A 15,629-nucleotide genomic window follows, 5' to 3' on the forward strand; every position below is an offset into this window, starting at 1 on the left:
CGTCACCTATTAGAGTTTTTAGACGCACTTTGCGGTTGGGGGAGAGAGCTGTGCTGAACATGGAACGCCGTGACCTGAGGAAACCGCTGGCCGCACTGGGCCTGGCCGCCGCCCTGCTGGCCACCTCCTGCTCCGGCGGCACCCCGGCGGCACCCGGCGCCGCAGGCACCCCCGGCGGCGAGACGGCCACCCCCACACCCGCCGCCCCCACCATCAGGATCAGCCCCGCCCAGGGCGGCGCCGCCGTACGGCCCGACCGCAAGGTCGTCGTCACCGCCGACGGCGGCGCCCTGGAGGAGGTCACCGTGCAAAGCGGCAGCCACAAACTCGAAGGCGACTTCGACGCCCAGCGCACCAAGTGGACCTCCACCGTGCCCATGGAACCCTCCAGCACCTACGACGTCTCCGTCCGCACCGTGGACGGCACCACCGCCACCAGCACCTTCACCACACTCAAACCGAAGGTGGAACTGGCCGTCGCCGACGTCACCCCGGCCATCAAGGGCGAAAAGGTCGGCGTGGGGGCGCCGATCATCGTCACCTTCAACCAGCAGGTCGCCAACAAGGCCGCCGTGGAGAAGGCCCTGGAGGTCAAGGCGGAGAAACCCGTCCCCGGCGCCTGGCGGTGGATCAACGACACCACCGTGATCTACCGCACCGCCAAGTACTGGCCCGCCCACCAGAAGGTCACCTTCACCGCCCGCATCAAGGGCGTCCGCGGCGGCAAGGACATGTACGGCGTCAAGAACCTCACCAAGGTCATCCGCATCGGCGCCGCCCAGATCTCCGTCGTCGACACCCGCAAGCACAAGATGATCGTCAGACGCGACGGCAAGGTCGTGCAGACCATGCTCATCAGCGCGGGCAAGGGCGACACCCGCGAGTACACCACCACCAGCGGCGTCCACCTCACCATGGGCAAGGCCAACCCCGAACGGATGATCTCCCCGGGCCGCAAGAAGGGCGACCCCGGCTACTACGACCTGATGATCAACCACGCGGTGCGCTTCTCCAACAGCGGCGAATACGTCCACGCCCTCAACAACGTCTGGGCCCAGGGCCGCCAGAACGTCAGCCACGGCTGCGTCAACGCCCGCCCCGACCAGGCCAAATGGTTCTACGACCAGGTCCAGCGCGGCGACGTGATCACCATCACCGGCACCACCCGGCAACTGGAGTGGAACAACGGCTGGGGCTTTTGGCAGATGCCGTTCAAGGAGTGGCGCAAGGGCAGCGCCCTCAAGGCCTGACCACCCGCCCCTCCGGCGAGGCCGCGCCGCCACGGCGCGGCCACCTCACAACAGGCTGATCTGCGTCGGCGCCGGAAGCGCCAGCGGCAACGGCTGCTCCGGCCGCGTCGGGCTCAGACCGTAACGGGCAGCCACCTGCAGCACCTGCCCCACCACCGCCCGCACGTACACCGGATCGGCCTCCGCCCCCGCGGCGTACAACTCCCCGTACCGGGCCACCAGCCCCGGATGATGCTCACCCACCCACGCCATGTACCACTCCCGCGCCCCCGGCGGCAGCCGCAGCACCCGCGGCGTCAGGCTGACCGCCCCCGCCGCCGCCACCCGCCGCACCGTCGCGGAGATCTGATCGGGGGAGTCGGTCAGCAACGGCAGGATCGGCGCCATCTCCACCCCGCTGGGCACCCCCCGCCCGTTCAGCTCCTCCACCAGCTCCAGCCGCCGCTGCGCGTCCGGCACCCCCGGCTCCACCCCACGCCGCACCCGGTCGTCGACGAACGCGATCGAGACCACCACCCCCGCCCCCGGCGCCCCCGCCAGCAGATCGGCGTCCCGCAGGATCAGCGTCCCCTTGGTGTGCACCGTGAACGGCGCCCCCGCCTCACGCAACGCCGCCACCACCCCCGGCATCAGCCGGTAGACCTCCTCGACCCCCTGATAACAGTCACCCGCCATCCCCACGGCGACATGCTCACCGTCCCACCGGGAGACCAGCTCCGCACGCAACCGCCGCACGATGTTGGTGCGCACCACGATCCGCGAGTCGAACCCGGCACCGCCGTCCAGCCCGAGCCGGCGATGACCGTGCCGCGCCGAACAGTAACGGCACCCCCCGGCACACCCCTGATAGGGACTCACCGTCCACCCCTGCCCCGTCCGCTCAAGCGCCGTACGGGCCTGCACCTCGTAACAGGTCACCGCGCCGTGCACCCGGGTCACCGCCGAACGCGCGATCCGCGGCCCACCCCTGGCGGGCTCGGGCAACAGGGCGGGAGCCTCCCAACGCATGCCGCTCAGTGGAACACGCATTCGACACCCCTCGCAAGTGAAACCGCCGCACCGGGTTTCCGGCCCCCAACCCCGCCAGAAATGGTACGGTCATGCCGGTTTCGGAGGGGATGTAAGCAGAATTCGGGAGAGTGACCCATGGCGTGGCTGCTCCTGGCGGGAGCCATCATCGCCGAGATCACGGCGACCACCGCCCTGAAGTTCAGCGACGGCTTCACCCACAAGGGATGGGCACTGCTCGTCGTCGCCGGATACGCCACCGCGTTCGCCCTGCTCGGCCAGGCCCTCAAACGCCAGCTGGAGATCGGCACCGCCTACGCCGTCTGGTCCGGCGCCGGCACCGCCGCCATCGCCGTCATCGGCATGCTCTTCCTCGGCGAAAGCCTCACCCTCGTCAAAGCCGGCGGCATCGCCCTCATCATCGGGGGAGTGGTCCTGATCAACCTCGCCGGCAGCGCCCCCTGACGACCCGCCCCCTCAAGGAAAGGCCCGCTCCATGACCATCCTGCACCTGGCCCTGGCCGCCGACTGGGACGCCGCCCAGCCCCAGGGGGAGTACCGCGTCTCCACCCTGGGCCGCACCCTCGAACAGGAGGGCTTCATCCACGCCTGCTGCGACCGCACCCAGCTCGACGGCGTCGCCGGCCGCTTCTACCGCGACGTCACCCAGCCCCTGCTCGTCCTGACCATCGACCCGGCCGGCCTCGACGTCCGCCTGGAGACCCCCGCAGGCTCGGCCGAGACCTTCCCCTACATCTACGGCCCGCTGCCCCTCACCGCCGTCGTCTCCGCCACCCCCTACACCCCCGCCTGACCACCCCCGATCACACCCCGGTCACCGGCACAGCACCCGCTCCAGCCGCCGCGCCGCCACCCACAACCCCACCGCCGCCATCACCAGCAGATACGCCGCGTGCCCCGCCAGCCCCCAGCCGGGCAACCCCGCCGCCAGCCCCCGCACCAACTCCACCGCGTGGAACAACGGCGCCGCCTCGACCACCGCCCGCAACACCGGGGGATAGTCCCCGACCGGCGAGAACGTCCCGGAGAACAGGAACAACGCGAACTGGCCCGTACTCACCAGATCGAAGTCCTGCCAGCCCCGCATCACCGTGCTGACGGCCATCCCCACCGCACCGAACGCCAGCCCCACCAGCAACGCCGCCGGAAAGGCCGCCAACGCCCACCCGGCCCGCGTCAGCCCCATCGCCGTCATCACCACCAGGAACGCCCCCGTGTAGAGCGCACTGCGCGCCAGCGCCCACGCCAGCTCACCCAGCGCCACCTCCAACGGCCGCACCGGCGTCGCCAGAATCGCCTCGAACGTCTTGGCGTACCTCATCTTGAAGAAGAAGTTGAACGTCGTCTCCGACAACGCCCCCGACATCGCCGAGACCGCCAGCATCGCCGGCGCCACGAACACCGCGTAACCCACCGTCCGCCCGTCCTCCAGCCGCAGCTCACCGACCAGCGCCCCGACCCCCACACCGATCGACAGCAGATACAGCACCGGCTCGAAGAACCCCGAGGCCAGCACCAGCCAATACGCCGGACCCGACCGCAGCGCCCCCACGTTGCGCCCGGCCACCGCCCCCACCCGCGCCGGAGAGACCCGCACGGCCAGCACCGCAGAAACCATGACCGCCTCAGTCCCTCAACCGTCTGCCGAACGCCCGGACCGCCCACACCACACCCGCACCCGCGAACACCAGCAGAACCCCCACATGCCACCCCACCGGCCACGGCGGAGCCGCCCCCAGCGTCGCCGCCCTGCACAACTCCACCCCATGCCACAACGGCGACGCGTACGCCAGCGGACGCACCACCGGCGGCAACTGCTCCACCGGGAAGAACACCCCGCCGAACAACGCCGAAGGAATCATCACGAACCTGAACAACAACGCGAAATAACTGTCGTGATCGATACTCGCCGAGAACCCCGTCACCGGCGCCGCCACCGCCACCGCCAGCAACGCCGCCACCACCGGCGTCACCACCACCCACGGCGAACGCAACGCCCCGAACACCCCGGCCACCACCAGGAACACCACGACCGCGCTCTCCACCCGCAACACCACATACAGCAGGCCACCCGCCACCATGTCCCGCACCCCGACCGGAGTGGCCCGCATCGCGTGAAACCCCCGCACCCACTTGAAGTCACCCAGCACCGGGTACGTCGAATCACCCACCGCCATCTGGAACGCCGTCGAAGCCATCACCCCCGGCGCGATCCACGCCAGATACCCCACCCCGCCGACCTCACCCACATACCGGCCGACCCCCACCCCGAAACTCACCAGGAACAGCACCGGCACCACGAACGACGACAACACCGACGCCCGCCACACCCTCCGGTACAGGCACAGATGCCGCTCAAACACCGCCACCGCCGGACGAACCACCTCAATCCACCAACGTCCGGCCCGTCAACTGCAGAAACACATCCTCAAGCGAAGAACGCCGCACCAGCACACTCGACGGCACCAACCCCCGCCGCCGCACCTCCGCCACCGCCGCGTCCCCATCACCCGTGTACAGCAACACCCGATCCGGCAACGGATCCACCCGCCCGATCCCCGCGAGCCCACCCGCCACATCCACCCCCTCGGGAAAACGCAACTCCACCACCTCCGGCGCGCAGTACGTCCCGATCAGCGAACGCGGCGACCCCTCCGCGACGATCCGCCCCCCGTCCATCACCACCAGCCGATCACACAACTGCTCGGCCTCATCCATGTAATGCGTCGTCAGCACCAGCGTCGTACCCCGCTGCCTCAACCGGAACAACCGCTCCCACAACAGATGCCGCGCCTGCGGATCAAGCCCCGTCGTCGGCTCGTCCAGCAACACCAGATCAGGATCGTTCACCATCGCCCGCGCGATCGTCAGCCGCCGCTTCATCCCCCCCGACAACGGCTCGACCCTGCTGGAGGCCCGATCCCGCAACCGCACGAAATCCAGCAACTCCTCGGCCCGCTCCCGCGCCCTCGCCCGCGACATCCCGAAATACCGCGCGTACGTCGTCAGGTTCTCCCGCACACTCAGATCCGGATCAAGATTGTCCAGCTGCGGGCACACCCCCAGCCGCCCCCTGATCCGCGCCCCGTCCCGCACCGGATCCATCCCCAGAATCCGCAACTCACCCGCCGACGGCATCGACACACAGCCGATCATCCGCATCGTCGAGGACTTACCCGCCCCGTTCGGCCCCAGGAACCCGAACGCCTCACCCGGCTCCACCTCCAGATCGATCCCGTCGACCGCGACGAAGTCACCGAACCGTTTGACAAGCCCGCGCGCGCGGATCAGAGGCTCTGCAGACACGCCCGGAACGTAACAGAGACCGGCGACACTTCCGCAACCCACCAACCGGGTACGGCACCGGGGGGAGACCCGCCCCGGCCCCGCACCGCGGCAGGGCTCCGCCGGGACGGCCACGAACACAGAACACCCCGCCCGGACGGCATACCAGACGACACACCGGGTACGGCCTTCACCACCCGGCCCCCACACCCGCAAGGATCACCCCATGGTCAACACGGCCGCCGTCATCCTCCTCGCGGCCCTCGCCGCCCTGGTGATCATCGGCCTCATCGCGCTCGCCGTACGACTCACCCAGCGCCCCCGCAACACCCTCATCGGCGGCGGACTCGGCCCCGCCCTCATCGAACAGGTCCTGCACCTCAAAGCCACCGGCCAGTTCGACCAGGCCGTCATCCTCGTCCGAGGAGAAACCGGCCTCAGCCACCGCGCCGCCTCACGCCTCGTCAGGAAGATCCACACCCCCTGACGACCCCGCCAACCGGCCGATCACCCCATAAGCCGGATTCACCCCCGCCGCCCGGCGCACCTCACGCGCCGTCGAAGCCACATACGCCTGACCCGTCACGATCGACGAATGCCCCAGCAACTCCATCAGCTCATGCGCCGAGGCCCCCCGCTCCGCCAGCCGCGTCGCGAACTCATGCCGCAACGCGTGCACCAACGTCCCCCGCTGCACCCGATCGTGCACCCCCGCGTACCGATAACACTGCCGCACCAAATACTGCAGACCACCCCGCCGCAACGGCTCATTACGCGTGTCCACCAGAAACACCGCCGAAGGCGGCAACCCCCCAAGCCCGAACCGCTCCAACCGGCTGCGCACATACCGATCGGCCAGCACCTCGACCGGCTCCTCGATCGGCAGCGACCGCGTCCTGCCGCCCTTGCCCACCACCTGAACCCGCCGCTCACCCGAAGGACCGCCGAACGACCCCATCGTCAGCCCCAGCAACTCCGCCGACCGCATCCCCGTGACCAACGCCAGCGCCAGCACCACCAGATCACGCTCCACCCACGGATCACGCGCCTTACGCGCCCCCGCCGCCACCCGCTCAAGCAACGTCACCGACGCCGACCCGTCACCCAGCAACGGCTTAGGCGCCTTCGCCGGCTGCTTCGGCCGCGGCACCGCCGCCATCGGATTACCCTCCAGCACCCCCTCCGCCACACAGAACGTCAGAAATCGATTCCACGCACTCCACGCCCGGTTCACACTGGCCGCAGAACGCGACCCGGCGAAATCAGCGAACGCCCCCCTGACCAGCCGCGCCGTCAACACCTCCACCCGCAGATCCTCAACCGGAACCTCCGCACGCCGCGCCACCAGCTCCGCCACGATCCGCAGATCACTGTCGTAACCGGCGACCGTACTGGGGGAGAGCTTCTTGGCCCGCAACGACAGCAGGAACTCCCCGGCGACCTCCCGCAGACCACAACCGTCCATCACACAGGCGATTATGCATCCGGCCCGGGGGAGCGGCCCCCACCACCGCGACACCGATCCGCGAACGCCACAAGACGATCGTTGACCAACTCCGGCGCCTCGAGCGCGACCGCGTGCCCCACACCCGGAACCACCTCCGCGTGCACCACCGGAAGCAACCGCCGCGCCCGCTCGACGACCTCGGCCGGACGCACCAGACTGCTGCGCCCCCCGACGATCAACTGCACCGGCACCGCCACCCGCGCCAGCTCCTCGTCACCGAACCGCCGCGCCGGACTGCGATCCGGCCGAAACCCCCGCGCCCCGGCCACGACCGGCGCCATGATCTCCGGCCGCCCCACCAGCGCCCACTCCGCCACCACCCGGTACAGCGCCCGCCGCCACGACGGGGGAGCGGCCATCGCCAACAACGTCACCAGCAACGTCACCATGAACCGAAGCGGCACCCGCGCGAGCCCACCCGGATCGAGCAACGTCACCGACGCCAGCCGCCGGGCCCCGTACACGGCCTGGTTCAGCGCCAGCCAGCCACCGTAGGACAACCCCACCAGATGCACCCGCTCCAGCCCCAGCCCGGCCAGAACCTCCTCAAGCCAGGCCGCCGAGTCCCCGGACCCCGTCACCACCCGCCGCTGCACACCACCCCCCGGATCGTCGATCGTCTCCACCGCGTACACCGGACGGCGACACCCCACCCCGGCGGCCTGCAGATACCACATGGAGGCGTTCGCACCGTGCCCGTGCAACAGCACCACCGGCTCCCCGTCCCGCGGCCCGCACCGGTAGACCCGCGTCGTCCCGAAGGAGGTCTCCACGTCGAACACCTCGTGCGGCGGCCACAACCCCATCGCCACCTCGTACGCGGCCCGGAACCTCCGCTCGGCCCGCCCATCACGAAACCGTCCGATCCCGGCACGGGTCCCACCGTCCACACGCCCTCCCGGCAAAATTGATACATACGTATACGGTACGGTTGTATCAATATTGTGAGGCCACGTCCACCAGGAAGCACCCGTGAACCGGACCGACAACCGCGAAACCCGCCGCCACCACATCACCGAAGCCGTCCTGCGCGTCATGACCCGATCAGGACTGCACGCCGTCACCATGCGCGCCGTCGCCGCGGAGGCCGGCGTCTCCCTCCGCCTGGTCCAGCACTACTTCGAGACCAAACAACACCTCATGCACACCACCCTGAACCGGCTCACCGAAGAGATGACCCAACGCCTGCGCACCCGCCTCACCGGCGCCCACCGGCCACGCGACGTCATGGAGGCCGTCCTCGCCGAAGCCGTCCCCACCGACGAACGCAGCCGCGCCTTCCACCTGGCCTACACCTCCTATGCCGTCCTGGCCGTCACCGACGAGACACTCGCCGCGCACCCCTTCCTGAACGCACCCGACGCCATGGAGACCTTCGTCACCCGCCAGCTGACCCAGGCCCGCGACGACGGAGACCTCGCACCCGGCCTCGACCCGCGCACCGAGGCCGTCACCCTGCTGGCGACCGCCGCCGGACTGGGCGTCGCCGTCCTCGCCGGGCAACGCACCCCGCAGGAGGCCACCGCGATCCTGCGCAGCGGGCTCGCCCGCCTGTTCCCGAACCCCGCGAGCCCCGGAGAACAGGGAGAGGCCACGGCGGAGGAGGGCGGTCACAAGTGATGCATAAGTAAAATTATGCATCAAAACCGTCGGAGAGCCCTGGAGAACCCGCGGCGACGCCCGCCCGGCGAACGCCGGCACGGTAGTTCCGTACGGCGAACACACCCACACCGGAACACGGCGAACACACCGCGACGGGCCAGGCACCGGGTGACGCGCACCGGCCGTCCGGGAGAACACCGCCCGCCCGTAAATCGATCATGAAAAACGGGGAAACGGAGCTCCCGGCACGCCCGCGGCCTCCAGGCGCGGCGAGGTTCCGGCGGACGGCCGAACGCGGACGGCCGACGGCATTCGGCTGGCCCGGACGGTCCTGGCCGGCGGCGGGACGTCGAACCCGGGTGCGCGGCTCCGGCACCCCCTGGCTCCGCCACCTCACCCGCTTTGTCCGGAAAAATCGTGATACCAAACAGAATTGGGTTTCTGTTTGGTATAAGAAATCCCGGCCCAGGACGGGGAGCACCGCCCCCGCGGCCCCGGCGTCCCGCTCCCCACACAGACAACACGGAACGACGCGGTTCCGGCGCTCCCCTGCAGGGACCCTGCCCGGCGGGTCCGCCGGAACCGCGACAGGCCTCCCCCGCCGAGCCGCCGGGCCCGGGGCGAGGACACGACGGACGGCCCAGCCGGGACCGGTGACGGCGCGGTGGAGCCGGCCCCGGTCGAGGTGGTGGCGAACGGGAGGCCGTCCAGGGACGGGTCCGGGGGTTTCCGGTTCGCGCTCGGTTGTGGTGAAGGGGGTGTGTCCTTTCGAATCGAAAGGTCCGTTGACACGTCCGCCGTTGGTGTGGAATTCGTTGATGACGCGTTGGTCGAAGGGCGTGGAGTTTTTTGTGTTTTGTGCGTGGAGGGCGGGTGGTGTTTTCGTTCCTGTCGGGGAAAGGTTTGAGGAGTTTGTAGGCTGCCGGGTTTTTCGGCGGTCTGCGCCGGTTTTGTGGGGTGGGTCTCCGGGGGCCGGGGTTCGCCGCCCGGCGGGGCGCCTTGCTCAGGTGCGGCTCGTGGCCGGTCCGGCGGGGCAGGGCCGGATCCTGGTGGTTTTCGTCCTGGAGGGTTTTTCCTGAAATGTTGTCCGGCGGCTGGGTTTTGCCCTCTTGGTTGCGGTGGGCTCCTGGAATTGTCGGTGCCGGGTTCTACGATGAGCCGACTCTCAGGAAGGGTGTTCGCCGATGCTTGACTCGCTGATTGTGCCGTTGCTGGTGACCACGGATTTGCCGCCGGACGCTGATCTGGCGGAGTTCGGGCGGCTGCTCGCCGACGCGGTGCGGGAGCCGGGCCGGGGTGCGGTGTCGTATGCGGGTTTTCTGCACGGCGCGGTGTTCTGGCTTGATCCGCCGAGGGTGTCGGCGGAGCGTGAGGCCGGGGTTGGGCCGGTGGCCGAGGAGTTGCGGTTCGCGGCGTTGCTGGGTCATCTGTCGGTGAGCGGCGGGTGCGGGCGGGTCAAGGACGTGGTGGCCGACGTGGGCAGGGCGGTGACGGAGGCGGTCGCGGCTCGTTACGGTGATCTGGGGAGTCCTCCGGCGGTGATGGCGATCCGGGCTGAGGATGTGCGGGAGCGCACTCCCCCGTCGGCGGTCGCGGTCAGTACGGCCGGTGCGGTTGCCGGGTTGGTCGCGGCTGCCCGCCCTTACATGTGACTTGTCCGCCCGTGGGCGGGTGTGATCGTCTACGTTGGGCGGGTGGGCGTGGCCGGCGGTTCGCTGCGCGTCGTCGGCTGGTTTCCCCCTCTCCCCCGTGTGGGTGTGGGGTGCCCGCGGTGGTGTCCGGTGGCGGTCTGTGTGCCAGGCGGGGTGGTCTGGGGCGGGTACGGCCGGGCTGATCGTCGAGGAAGGGTGTCCGGGGAGTCATGCGGCCAGCGGGTCTGAATCGCCTCACGGTGCGGGAGTCGGCCGATCGGTATGTGGAGTTGGTGCGGGCCAAGACGTTGACGGGGGCGTTGTCTCCGGCGACGGCGGAGGTTTACGCGCGTGATGTGGCGACGTTCGTGGGGTTGGCGGGTGAGGAGACGGTTCTCGATGATCTGACCGGTGAGGACGTCGATGCGGTTCTGCTGGCGTTCGCGCGTAAGCCCGATGGGCGGCGGGCCGATCCCGGTCAGGGGGGCGGGGTGCAGTCGGCTTCGTCGCAGGCGAGGTTTCGGCGGTCGGTTTCCGCGTTGTTCAAGCACGCGTCGCTGGCGGGGTGGGTGCAGGTCAATCCGATGGCGTTGGTGACGGTTTCGGCCAAGGAGCGTGGCGGGTTGCGGCCGCAGCGGCGGGCGTTGACGCGGGAGCAGGCTCAGGGGTTGGTCGGGGCGGCGCGGGAGTTGGGTGACGGGCCGGTTGAGGAGGCGGGGCGGGCGCGGCGGCGTGATCAGCGGACGGAGTTGCGGGATGCGTTGATCGTGTTGTTGCTGTCGACGATGGGGCCGCGGGTTTCGGAGTTGGTGCGGGCGGATGTGGAGGATTTCTACACCAACGACGGGGTGCGTTACTGGCGGATCTTCGGTAAGGGCGGTAAGACGCGTGATGTGCCGTTGCCGGGTGATGTGGCGCGGGTGCTTGAGGCGTATCTGTCGTGGCGGGGTGAGGTTCTGCGGGGGGTGCAGGACAAGGCGTTGCTGTTGTCGTGGCGGGGCAGGCGGCTGGCGCGGGGGGATGTTCAGGCGGTGATCGACCGGGTGCAGCGGCGGGTTGATCCGGATCGGCGGCGTTCGGTGACGCCGCATGGGTTGCGGCATACGACGGCGACGCATCTGCTGGCCGAGGCGGTGGACATGGACGCGGTGCGGCGGGTGCTGGGGCACGGTGATCTGGCGACGCTGGGGCGTTACCGGGATGAGTTGCCGGGTGAGCTGGAGGTGGCGATGCGGGCTCATCCGTTGTTGCGGGAGCGGGGTGTTTCGGGCGGGGGCGGGGTTTAGGCGGCGCGTTCGGCGGTGCAGACCTCGGCGAGGACGTCCATGGAGATGTTCAGGGTCTGGGCGAGGGCGGCGATGGTGAAGAAGGCGGGGGTGGGGACTCTGCCGGTTTCGATCTTGCGGAGGGTCTCCGCGGACAGTCCGGCGGCGGCGGCGACCTCCGTCATGCTGCGGGTGCCGCGGGCCTGGCGTAGCAGGGCGCCCAGGCGGTGGCCGCGTTCGTGGTCGAGTTCGGTCAGTGGGGGTCGCACCATGTGCGGAAGCTTAGCAAACGTGATAACAATACCGGTATAAATATTGGACCGGAAGGTGACACGTGGTCGAGATCAAAACAACGGCAGAACTGGAAGCCATGCGCGAGGCCGGACGCGTCGTCGCCAACGCACTACAGGCGACACGCGACCAGGCAACCCCCGGCACCACCCTCCTCGAACTCAACGAAACCGCCGCCACCGTCATCTCGGCGGCCGGCGCCAAACCCGCCTTCCTCCACTACAAACCCCACTTCGCCCCCACCCCCTTCCCCGCCGTCATCTGCACCTCCGTCAACGACGTCCTCGTCCACGGCATCCCCGACCACTACCGGCTACGCCCCGGCGACCTGCTCAGCATCGACTGCGGCGCCTACCTCGACGGCTGGGCCGCCGATGCCGCGATCAGCCTTACCGTCGGCCCGGCCGACCCCCAGGACCTGAAACTCATCACCGACGCCGAAACCGCCCTCGCCAACGCCATCACCACCTGCACACCCGGCGGCCGACTGGGCGACATCGGCCACGCCGTCGCCACCGTCGGCCGCCAAGCCGGATACGGCATCCCCACCGACTTCGGAGGCCACGGCGTCGGCCGCGCCATGCACGAAGACCCACACGTCGCCAACCACGGCCGCCCCGGCCGCGGAATGACCCTCCGCCCCGGCCTCGTCCTCGCCATCGAACCCATGTTCATGGCCGGAGGCCACGACACCTACCTCACCGCCCCCGACGGCTGGGCCCTGACCAGCGTCGACGGCAGCCAAACCGTCCACGTCGAACACACCGTCGCCATCACCGACGACGGCCCCCGCATCCTCACCCTGCCGTGAGACCCTCCGAAAGACCCTGCTCCCCCAACCTGACCATCACCCGGGTACGCAACCGATCCGGCGAAGTCCGCGCCGGATCCGACAGATAAACCTCCCGAATCGGCCCATCCGGCGTATGACCCCGCTCAGCACACCACGCCAACACAGCATGCGCGGTCAAATCAATCTGGTCATACGGCCCCACATGCACCGCCCCCGCGAACACCCCACCCGGCAGAATGTACGGCCGCGTCCCCCGCGGAGCAGGCCCCCCGAACTCCGCCGCGACCACCACCGGAATCGGCTCCCCCATCTCCACCGGAAACAAACCCGTCAACCGCAACCCCTCCTCCAACCCACCCTCCCGGACAGCACGCACCAACGACGCCACACACGCCCCCGTCGCCCGAGCGATGTCCTGCGGCGAAACCGCCTCATCACGCACCAACACCACCTGACGGGGCCCCTGCCGCTCCACCGTCACCTCAACCGGCGGCACCCCCGACACCAACAACCGCTCCAACGTCGCCAACGTACGGCTCCGCCGCGCCAGCTCCGCCTCCAACTCATCACGCACCCGCCCCAGCACCTCAGCCACCGCCACCCCCGACAACACCTCACCGACAGCGCTCAACGGCACATCCAACGACCGCAGCAACCCGATCGACAACGCCTGCCTGGCCTGCGCCACCCGGTAATACCGGTAACCACTGTCAGGATCGATCCACGCCGGAACCAGCAACCCCAAATCCGCGTAATGCCGCAACTGCTTCACACTCAACCGGCACAACCTCGCGAACTGCCCGATCGGCAGCAGCCCATCATCCACATCCACCCCTCCAGCATGCCGCCCCCACCAGCCCGAAGACACCGCCGACAACCCGGAAACAGGACCGCCACCCACCACCCCTAAGGTGAGGACCAACCCACCCCCCGTTCCCGGTCCCCAAGGGAGAGGTCCCCCATCGTGCCCACCACGCTCCGCCTGTTCCGATACGTCGCCATCGCCGAAGCGTGCTCATGGGCCGGACTCCTCATCGGGATGTACTTCAAATACATCGCCGCCACCGGCGACCTCGGCGTCAGAGTGTTCGGCCCCATCCACGGCGCACTGTTCGTCCTCTACGTCGCCGGAGTCATCGCCGCCGCCCGCACCGCCCGCTGGAGCATCCCCACCACGGCACTCGGCCTGGCCTGCGCCATCCCCCCCTTCACCTCCCTGTGGTTCGAACGACGCATGCTCACCCGCCACACCGCCACCGTGTGACCCCCCTCACGACAAAGCGACCAACCCCCGATACTCCTCACCCCACAGATCCTCATCCGCCTCCGGCAACAACAGGACACGATCCGGCCGCAACGCCTCCACGGCCCCCTCATCATGGGTGACCATCACGATCGCCCCCGGATAGGAACCCACCGCCGCCAGCACCTCACCCCGCGACGCCGGATCGAGATTGTTCGTCGGCTCATCCAGCAACAACACATTCGCCCCCGAGTGAACCAACCCCGCCAACACCAGACGCGTCCGCTCCCCACCCGACAACACCCCGGCCGGCTTGTCGACATCGTCCCCCCGGAACAGAAAAGCCCCCAACACCCCCCGCACCTCACCATCCGTCAGATGCGGCGCCACCTCCACCAGGTTCTGCCGCACCGTCCGATCCCCCCGGACGGTGTCGTGCTCCTGCGCGAAATACCCCAGCCGCAACCCCTGCCCCCGCACCACCCGGCCACCATCCGGCTCCTCCCGGCCCGCCAGCACACGCAACAACGTCGTCTTGCCCGCACCGTTGAGACCCAGCACCACCAGCCGGGCACCCCGATCCACCGCCAGATCAACCCCGTCCAGCACCCGGCGGCCGCCATAGGACTTCGACAGGCCCACCGCACCCAACGGCACCCGCCCACACGGCTCAGGCTCCGGCAGCCGAATCCTCGCCACCTTCTCCGCACGCCGCACCGGCTCAAGACCGGCCAGCATCCGATCCGCCCGCCGCGCCATACTCCTGGCCACCACCGAAGTCGCCGAACGCGCCTTCATCCGATCCGCCTGCGCGTGCAACGACGCCGCCTTACGCTCAGCGTTCACCCGCTCCCGCACCCGCCGCCGCTCATCGGCCTCACGCTGCGCCAGATACGCCGCCCACCCCGTGTTGTGCACATCGACCGCACCCCGCACGGCGTCCACATGGAAAACCCGGTTGACCACCCCGGCCAGCAACGCCGTGTCATGACTGATCACCAACAGCCCACCCCGATACCCCAGCAGGAAAGACCGCAGCCACGCCAGCGCGTCGACATCCAGATGGTTCGTCGGCTCATCCAGCAACAACGTGCCCCCGCCGTACCCCGCGAACAGGATCCGCGCCAGCTCGACCCGGCGCCGCTGCCCACCCGACAACGCCCCCAACGGCTCCGCCAGCACCCGCTCAGGCAACCCCAGACCGGCCGCCACCCGAGCCGCCTCCGCCTCCGCCGCGTACCCGCCGCCCGCCTGGAACTCCGCCTCCGCCCGCGCGTAACGAGCCATCGCCCGCTCCAACGCGGGACCCTCCGCCCCGGCCATCGCCCCCTCAGCCGCCCGGAGACGACGCGAAACCGCATCCAGGCCACGAGCCGACAGAATCCGATCGGTGACCGAGACCGACTGATCAGCGGCCCGCGAGTCCTGCGCGAGGAACCCCACCGGCCCCCTACGGGTGACCGTCCCCCCAGCCGGCTCCGACAGACCCGCCAGAACCGACAACAACGTCGTCTTGCCCGCACCGTTACGGCCCACCAGGCCCACCCGATCACCGGGAGACACCGAGAAGGAGACATCGGACAGCAACAGACGCGCGCCGGCCCGCACACCGACACCACAGACAGTAATCATGAAAAAACGCTCCGGATAGCGAAAAGGACACACTCCTGACGTGGAAGCGAGTCCTCAGCTAAGAAATCCGGGCGAACATCCCCCCACCATAGACGCCACCC

18 protein-coding genes are annotated in these 15,629 nt (G+C 69.3%); 9 read left to right on the plus strand and 9 right to left on the minus strand.

The genetic code is table 11. The annotated features are described in order from the left end of the window. Positions 1 to 59 precede the first annotated feature (59 nt). Positions 60 to 1,250 carry an Ig-like domain-containing protein gene (locus tag ACIBVQ_RS18365; RefSeq protein WP_352012708.1) on the plus strand — a complete coding sequence of 397 codons (1,191 nt, stop codon included), beginning with the start codon at positions 60 to 62 and terminating at the stop codon, positions 1,248 to 1,250. Positions 1,251 to 1,295: 45 nt separating this feature from the next. Here ACIBVQ_RS18365 and ACIBVQ_RS18370 read toward each other — a convergent pair whose 3' ends face one another. Then, positions 1,296 to 2,279 carry a radical SAM protein gene (locus ACIBVQ_RS18370; protein ID WP_352012496.1) on the minus strand — a complete coding sequence of 328 codons (984 nt, stop codon included), beginning with the start codon at positions 2,277 to 2,279 and terminating at the stop codon, positions 1,296 to 1,298. A gap of 117 nt (positions 2,280 to 2,396) precedes the next feature. Here ACIBVQ_RS18370 and ACIBVQ_RS18375 point away from each other — a divergent pair, with 117 nt between their 5' ends. Both ACIBVQ_RS18375 and ACIBVQ_RS18380 read left to right on the plus strand, forming a co-directional pair. After that, the gene (locus ACIBVQ_RS18375) at positions 2,397 to 2,723 is read left to right on the plus strand and encodes a multidrug efflux SMR transporter (protein WP_352012497.1); all 327 of its coding nucleotides are present in this window, start codon (positions 2,397 to 2,399) and stop codon (positions 2,721 to 2,723) included. Positions 2,724 to 2,754: 31 nt separating this feature from the next. Then, the gene (locus tag ACIBVQ_RS18380) at positions 2,755 to 3,072 is read left to right on the plus strand and encodes a DUF952 domain-containing protein (protein ID WP_399178691.1); all 318 of its coding nucleotides are present in this window, start codon (positions 2,755 to 2,757) and stop codon (positions 3,070 to 3,072) included. 21 nt (positions 3,073 to 3,093) lie between these two features. Here ACIBVQ_RS18380 and ACIBVQ_RS18385 read toward each other — a convergent pair whose 3' ends face one another. The 3 genes from ACIBVQ_RS18385 to ACIBVQ_RS18395 are packed head-to-tail and all read right to left on the minus strand — an operon-like array spanning position 3,094 to position 5,585. Further along, a complete protein-coding gene (locus ACIBVQ_RS18385; RefSeq protein WP_399178693.1) occupies positions 3,094 to 3,897 on the minus strand; it encodes an ABC transporter permease in 804 nt (267 codons plus the stop codon). A 7-nt stretch (positions 3,898 to 3,904) separates the two neighbouring features. After that, positions 3,905 to 4,648: an ABC transporter permease gene (locus tag ACIBVQ_RS18390; RefSeq protein WP_399178695.1), complete on the minus strand. Its 744-nt coding sequence runs from the start codon at positions 4,646 to 4,648 to the stop codon at positions 3,905 to 3,907. Positions 4,649 to 4,664: 16 nt separating this feature from the next. Further along, a complete protein-coding gene (locus ACIBVQ_RS18395; protein ID WP_352012501.1) occupies positions 4,665 to 5,585 on the minus strand; it encodes an ABC transporter ATP-binding protein in 921 nt (306 codons plus the stop codon). A gap of 205 nt (positions 5,586 to 5,790) precedes the next feature. On the opposite strand from ACIBVQ_RS18395, the gene ACIBVQ_RS18400 reads away from it, so the two are divergent. Next, entirely contained in the window at positions 5,791 to 6,051 is a 261-nt protein-coding gene (locus ACIBVQ_RS18400; protein ID WP_362781402.1) for a hypothetical protein, read from the plus strand. On the opposite strand, the gene ACIBVQ_RS18405 is transcribed toward ACIBVQ_RS18400, so the two are convergent. Both ACIBVQ_RS18405 and ACIBVQ_RS18410 read right to left on the minus strand, forming a co-directional pair. Continuing rightward, positions 6,019 to 7,029 carry a tyrosine-type recombinase/integrase gene (locus ACIBVQ_RS18405; RefSeq protein WP_352012709.1) on the minus strand — a complete coding sequence of 337 codons (1,011 nt, stop codon included), beginning with the start codon at positions 7,027 to 7,029 and terminating at the stop codon, positions 6,019 to 6,021. The genes ACIBVQ_RS18400 and ACIBVQ_RS18405 overlap by 33 nt on opposite strands. Positions 7,030 to 7,040: 11 nt before the next feature. Further along, the gene (locus ACIBVQ_RS18410; protein WP_399178697.1) at positions 7,041 to 7,961 is read right to left on the minus strand and encodes an alpha/beta fold hydrolase; all 921 of its coding nucleotides are present in this window, start codon (positions 7,959 to 7,961) and stop codon (positions 7,041 to 7,043) included. An 82-nt stretch (positions 7,962 to 8,043) separates the two neighbouring features. On the opposite strand from ACIBVQ_RS18410, the gene ACIBVQ_RS18415 reads away from it, so the two are divergent. The 3 genes from ACIBVQ_RS18415 to ACIBVQ_RS18425 all read left to right on the plus strand — a co-directional run bounded on the left by ACIBVQ_RS18415 (position 8,044) and on the right by ACIBVQ_RS18425 (position 11,590). Continuing rightward, positions 8,044 to 8,691, plus strand: a complete 648-nt coding sequence (locus ACIBVQ_RS18415) for a TetR/AcrR family transcriptional regulator (RefSeq protein WP_399178699.1) — start codon at positions 8,044 to 8,046, stop codon at positions 8,689 to 8,691. A 1,166-nt stretch (positions 8,692 to 9,857) separates the two neighbouring features. Next, the gene (locus tag ACIBVQ_RS18420) at positions 9,858 to 10,325 is read left to right on the plus strand and encodes a hypothetical protein (RefSeq protein WP_362913346.1); all 468 of its coding nucleotides are present in this window, start codon (positions 9,858 to 9,860) and stop codon (positions 10,323 to 10,325) included. 263 nt (positions 10,326 to 10,588) lie between these two features. Next, positions 10,589 to 11,590 carry a tyrosine-type recombinase/integrase gene (locus tag ACIBVQ_RS18425; protein WP_352012506.1) on the plus strand — a complete coding sequence of 334 codons (1,002 nt, stop codon included), beginning with the start codon at positions 10,589 to 10,591 and terminating at the stop codon, positions 11,588 to 11,590. Here the strand turns inward: ACIBVQ_RS18425 and ACIBVQ_RS18430 are convergent. After that, positions 11,587 to 11,841 (minus strand): helix-turn-helix transcriptional regulator, encoded by a 255-nt coding sequence (locus ACIBVQ_RS18430; RefSeq protein WP_352012507.1) that lies wholly within the window; start codon positions 11,839 to 11,841, stop codon positions 11,587 to 11,589. The genes ACIBVQ_RS18425 and ACIBVQ_RS18430 overlap by 4 nt on opposite strands. 62 nt (positions 11,842 to 11,903) lie before the next feature. Here ACIBVQ_RS18430 and map point away from each other — a divergent pair, with 62 nt between their 5' ends. Further along, complete coding sequence (gene map / locus ACIBVQ_RS18435; protein ID WP_399178702.1) at positions 11,904 to 12,671, plus strand: type I methionyl aminopeptidase; 768 nt, start codon at positions 11,904 to 11,906, stop codon at positions 12,669 to 12,671. Here map and ACIBVQ_RS18440 read toward each other — a convergent pair. Then, positions 12,658 to 13,485, minus strand: coding sequence for a MerR family transcriptional regulator (locus ACIBVQ_RS18440; RefSeq protein ID WP_352012509.1), 828 nt, complete (start codon positions 13,483 to 13,485; stop codon positions 12,658 to 12,660). The two genes, map and ACIBVQ_RS18440, sit on opposite strands and share 14 nt — an antisense overlap. 132 nt (positions 13,486 to 13,617) lie before the next feature. Between ACIBVQ_RS18440 and ACIBVQ_RS18445 the strand changes: the two genes are divergently transcribed. Beyond that, positions 13,618 to 13,917 carry a DUF3817 domain-containing protein gene (locus ACIBVQ_RS18445; protein WP_352012510.1) on the plus strand — a complete coding sequence of 100 codons (300 nt, stop codon included), beginning with the start codon at positions 13,618 to 13,620 and terminating at the stop codon, positions 13,915 to 13,917. A gap of 6 nt (positions 13,918 to 13,923) precedes the next feature. Here ACIBVQ_RS18445 and ACIBVQ_RS18450 read toward each other — a convergent pair whose 3' ends face one another. Further along, positions 13,924 to 15,528, minus strand: coding sequence for an ABC-F family ATP-binding cassette domain-containing protein (locus tag ACIBVQ_RS18450; protein WP_399178705.1), 1,605 nt, complete (start codon positions 15,526 to 15,528; stop codon positions 13,924 to 13,926). Positions 15,529 to 15,629: the final 101 nt, after the last annotated feature.

The organism is Streptosporangium sp. NPDC049376 (genome assembly GCF_044466505.1).
GTDB lineage: Bacteria > Actinomycetota > Actinomycetes > Streptosporangiales > Streptosporangiaceae > Streptosporangium.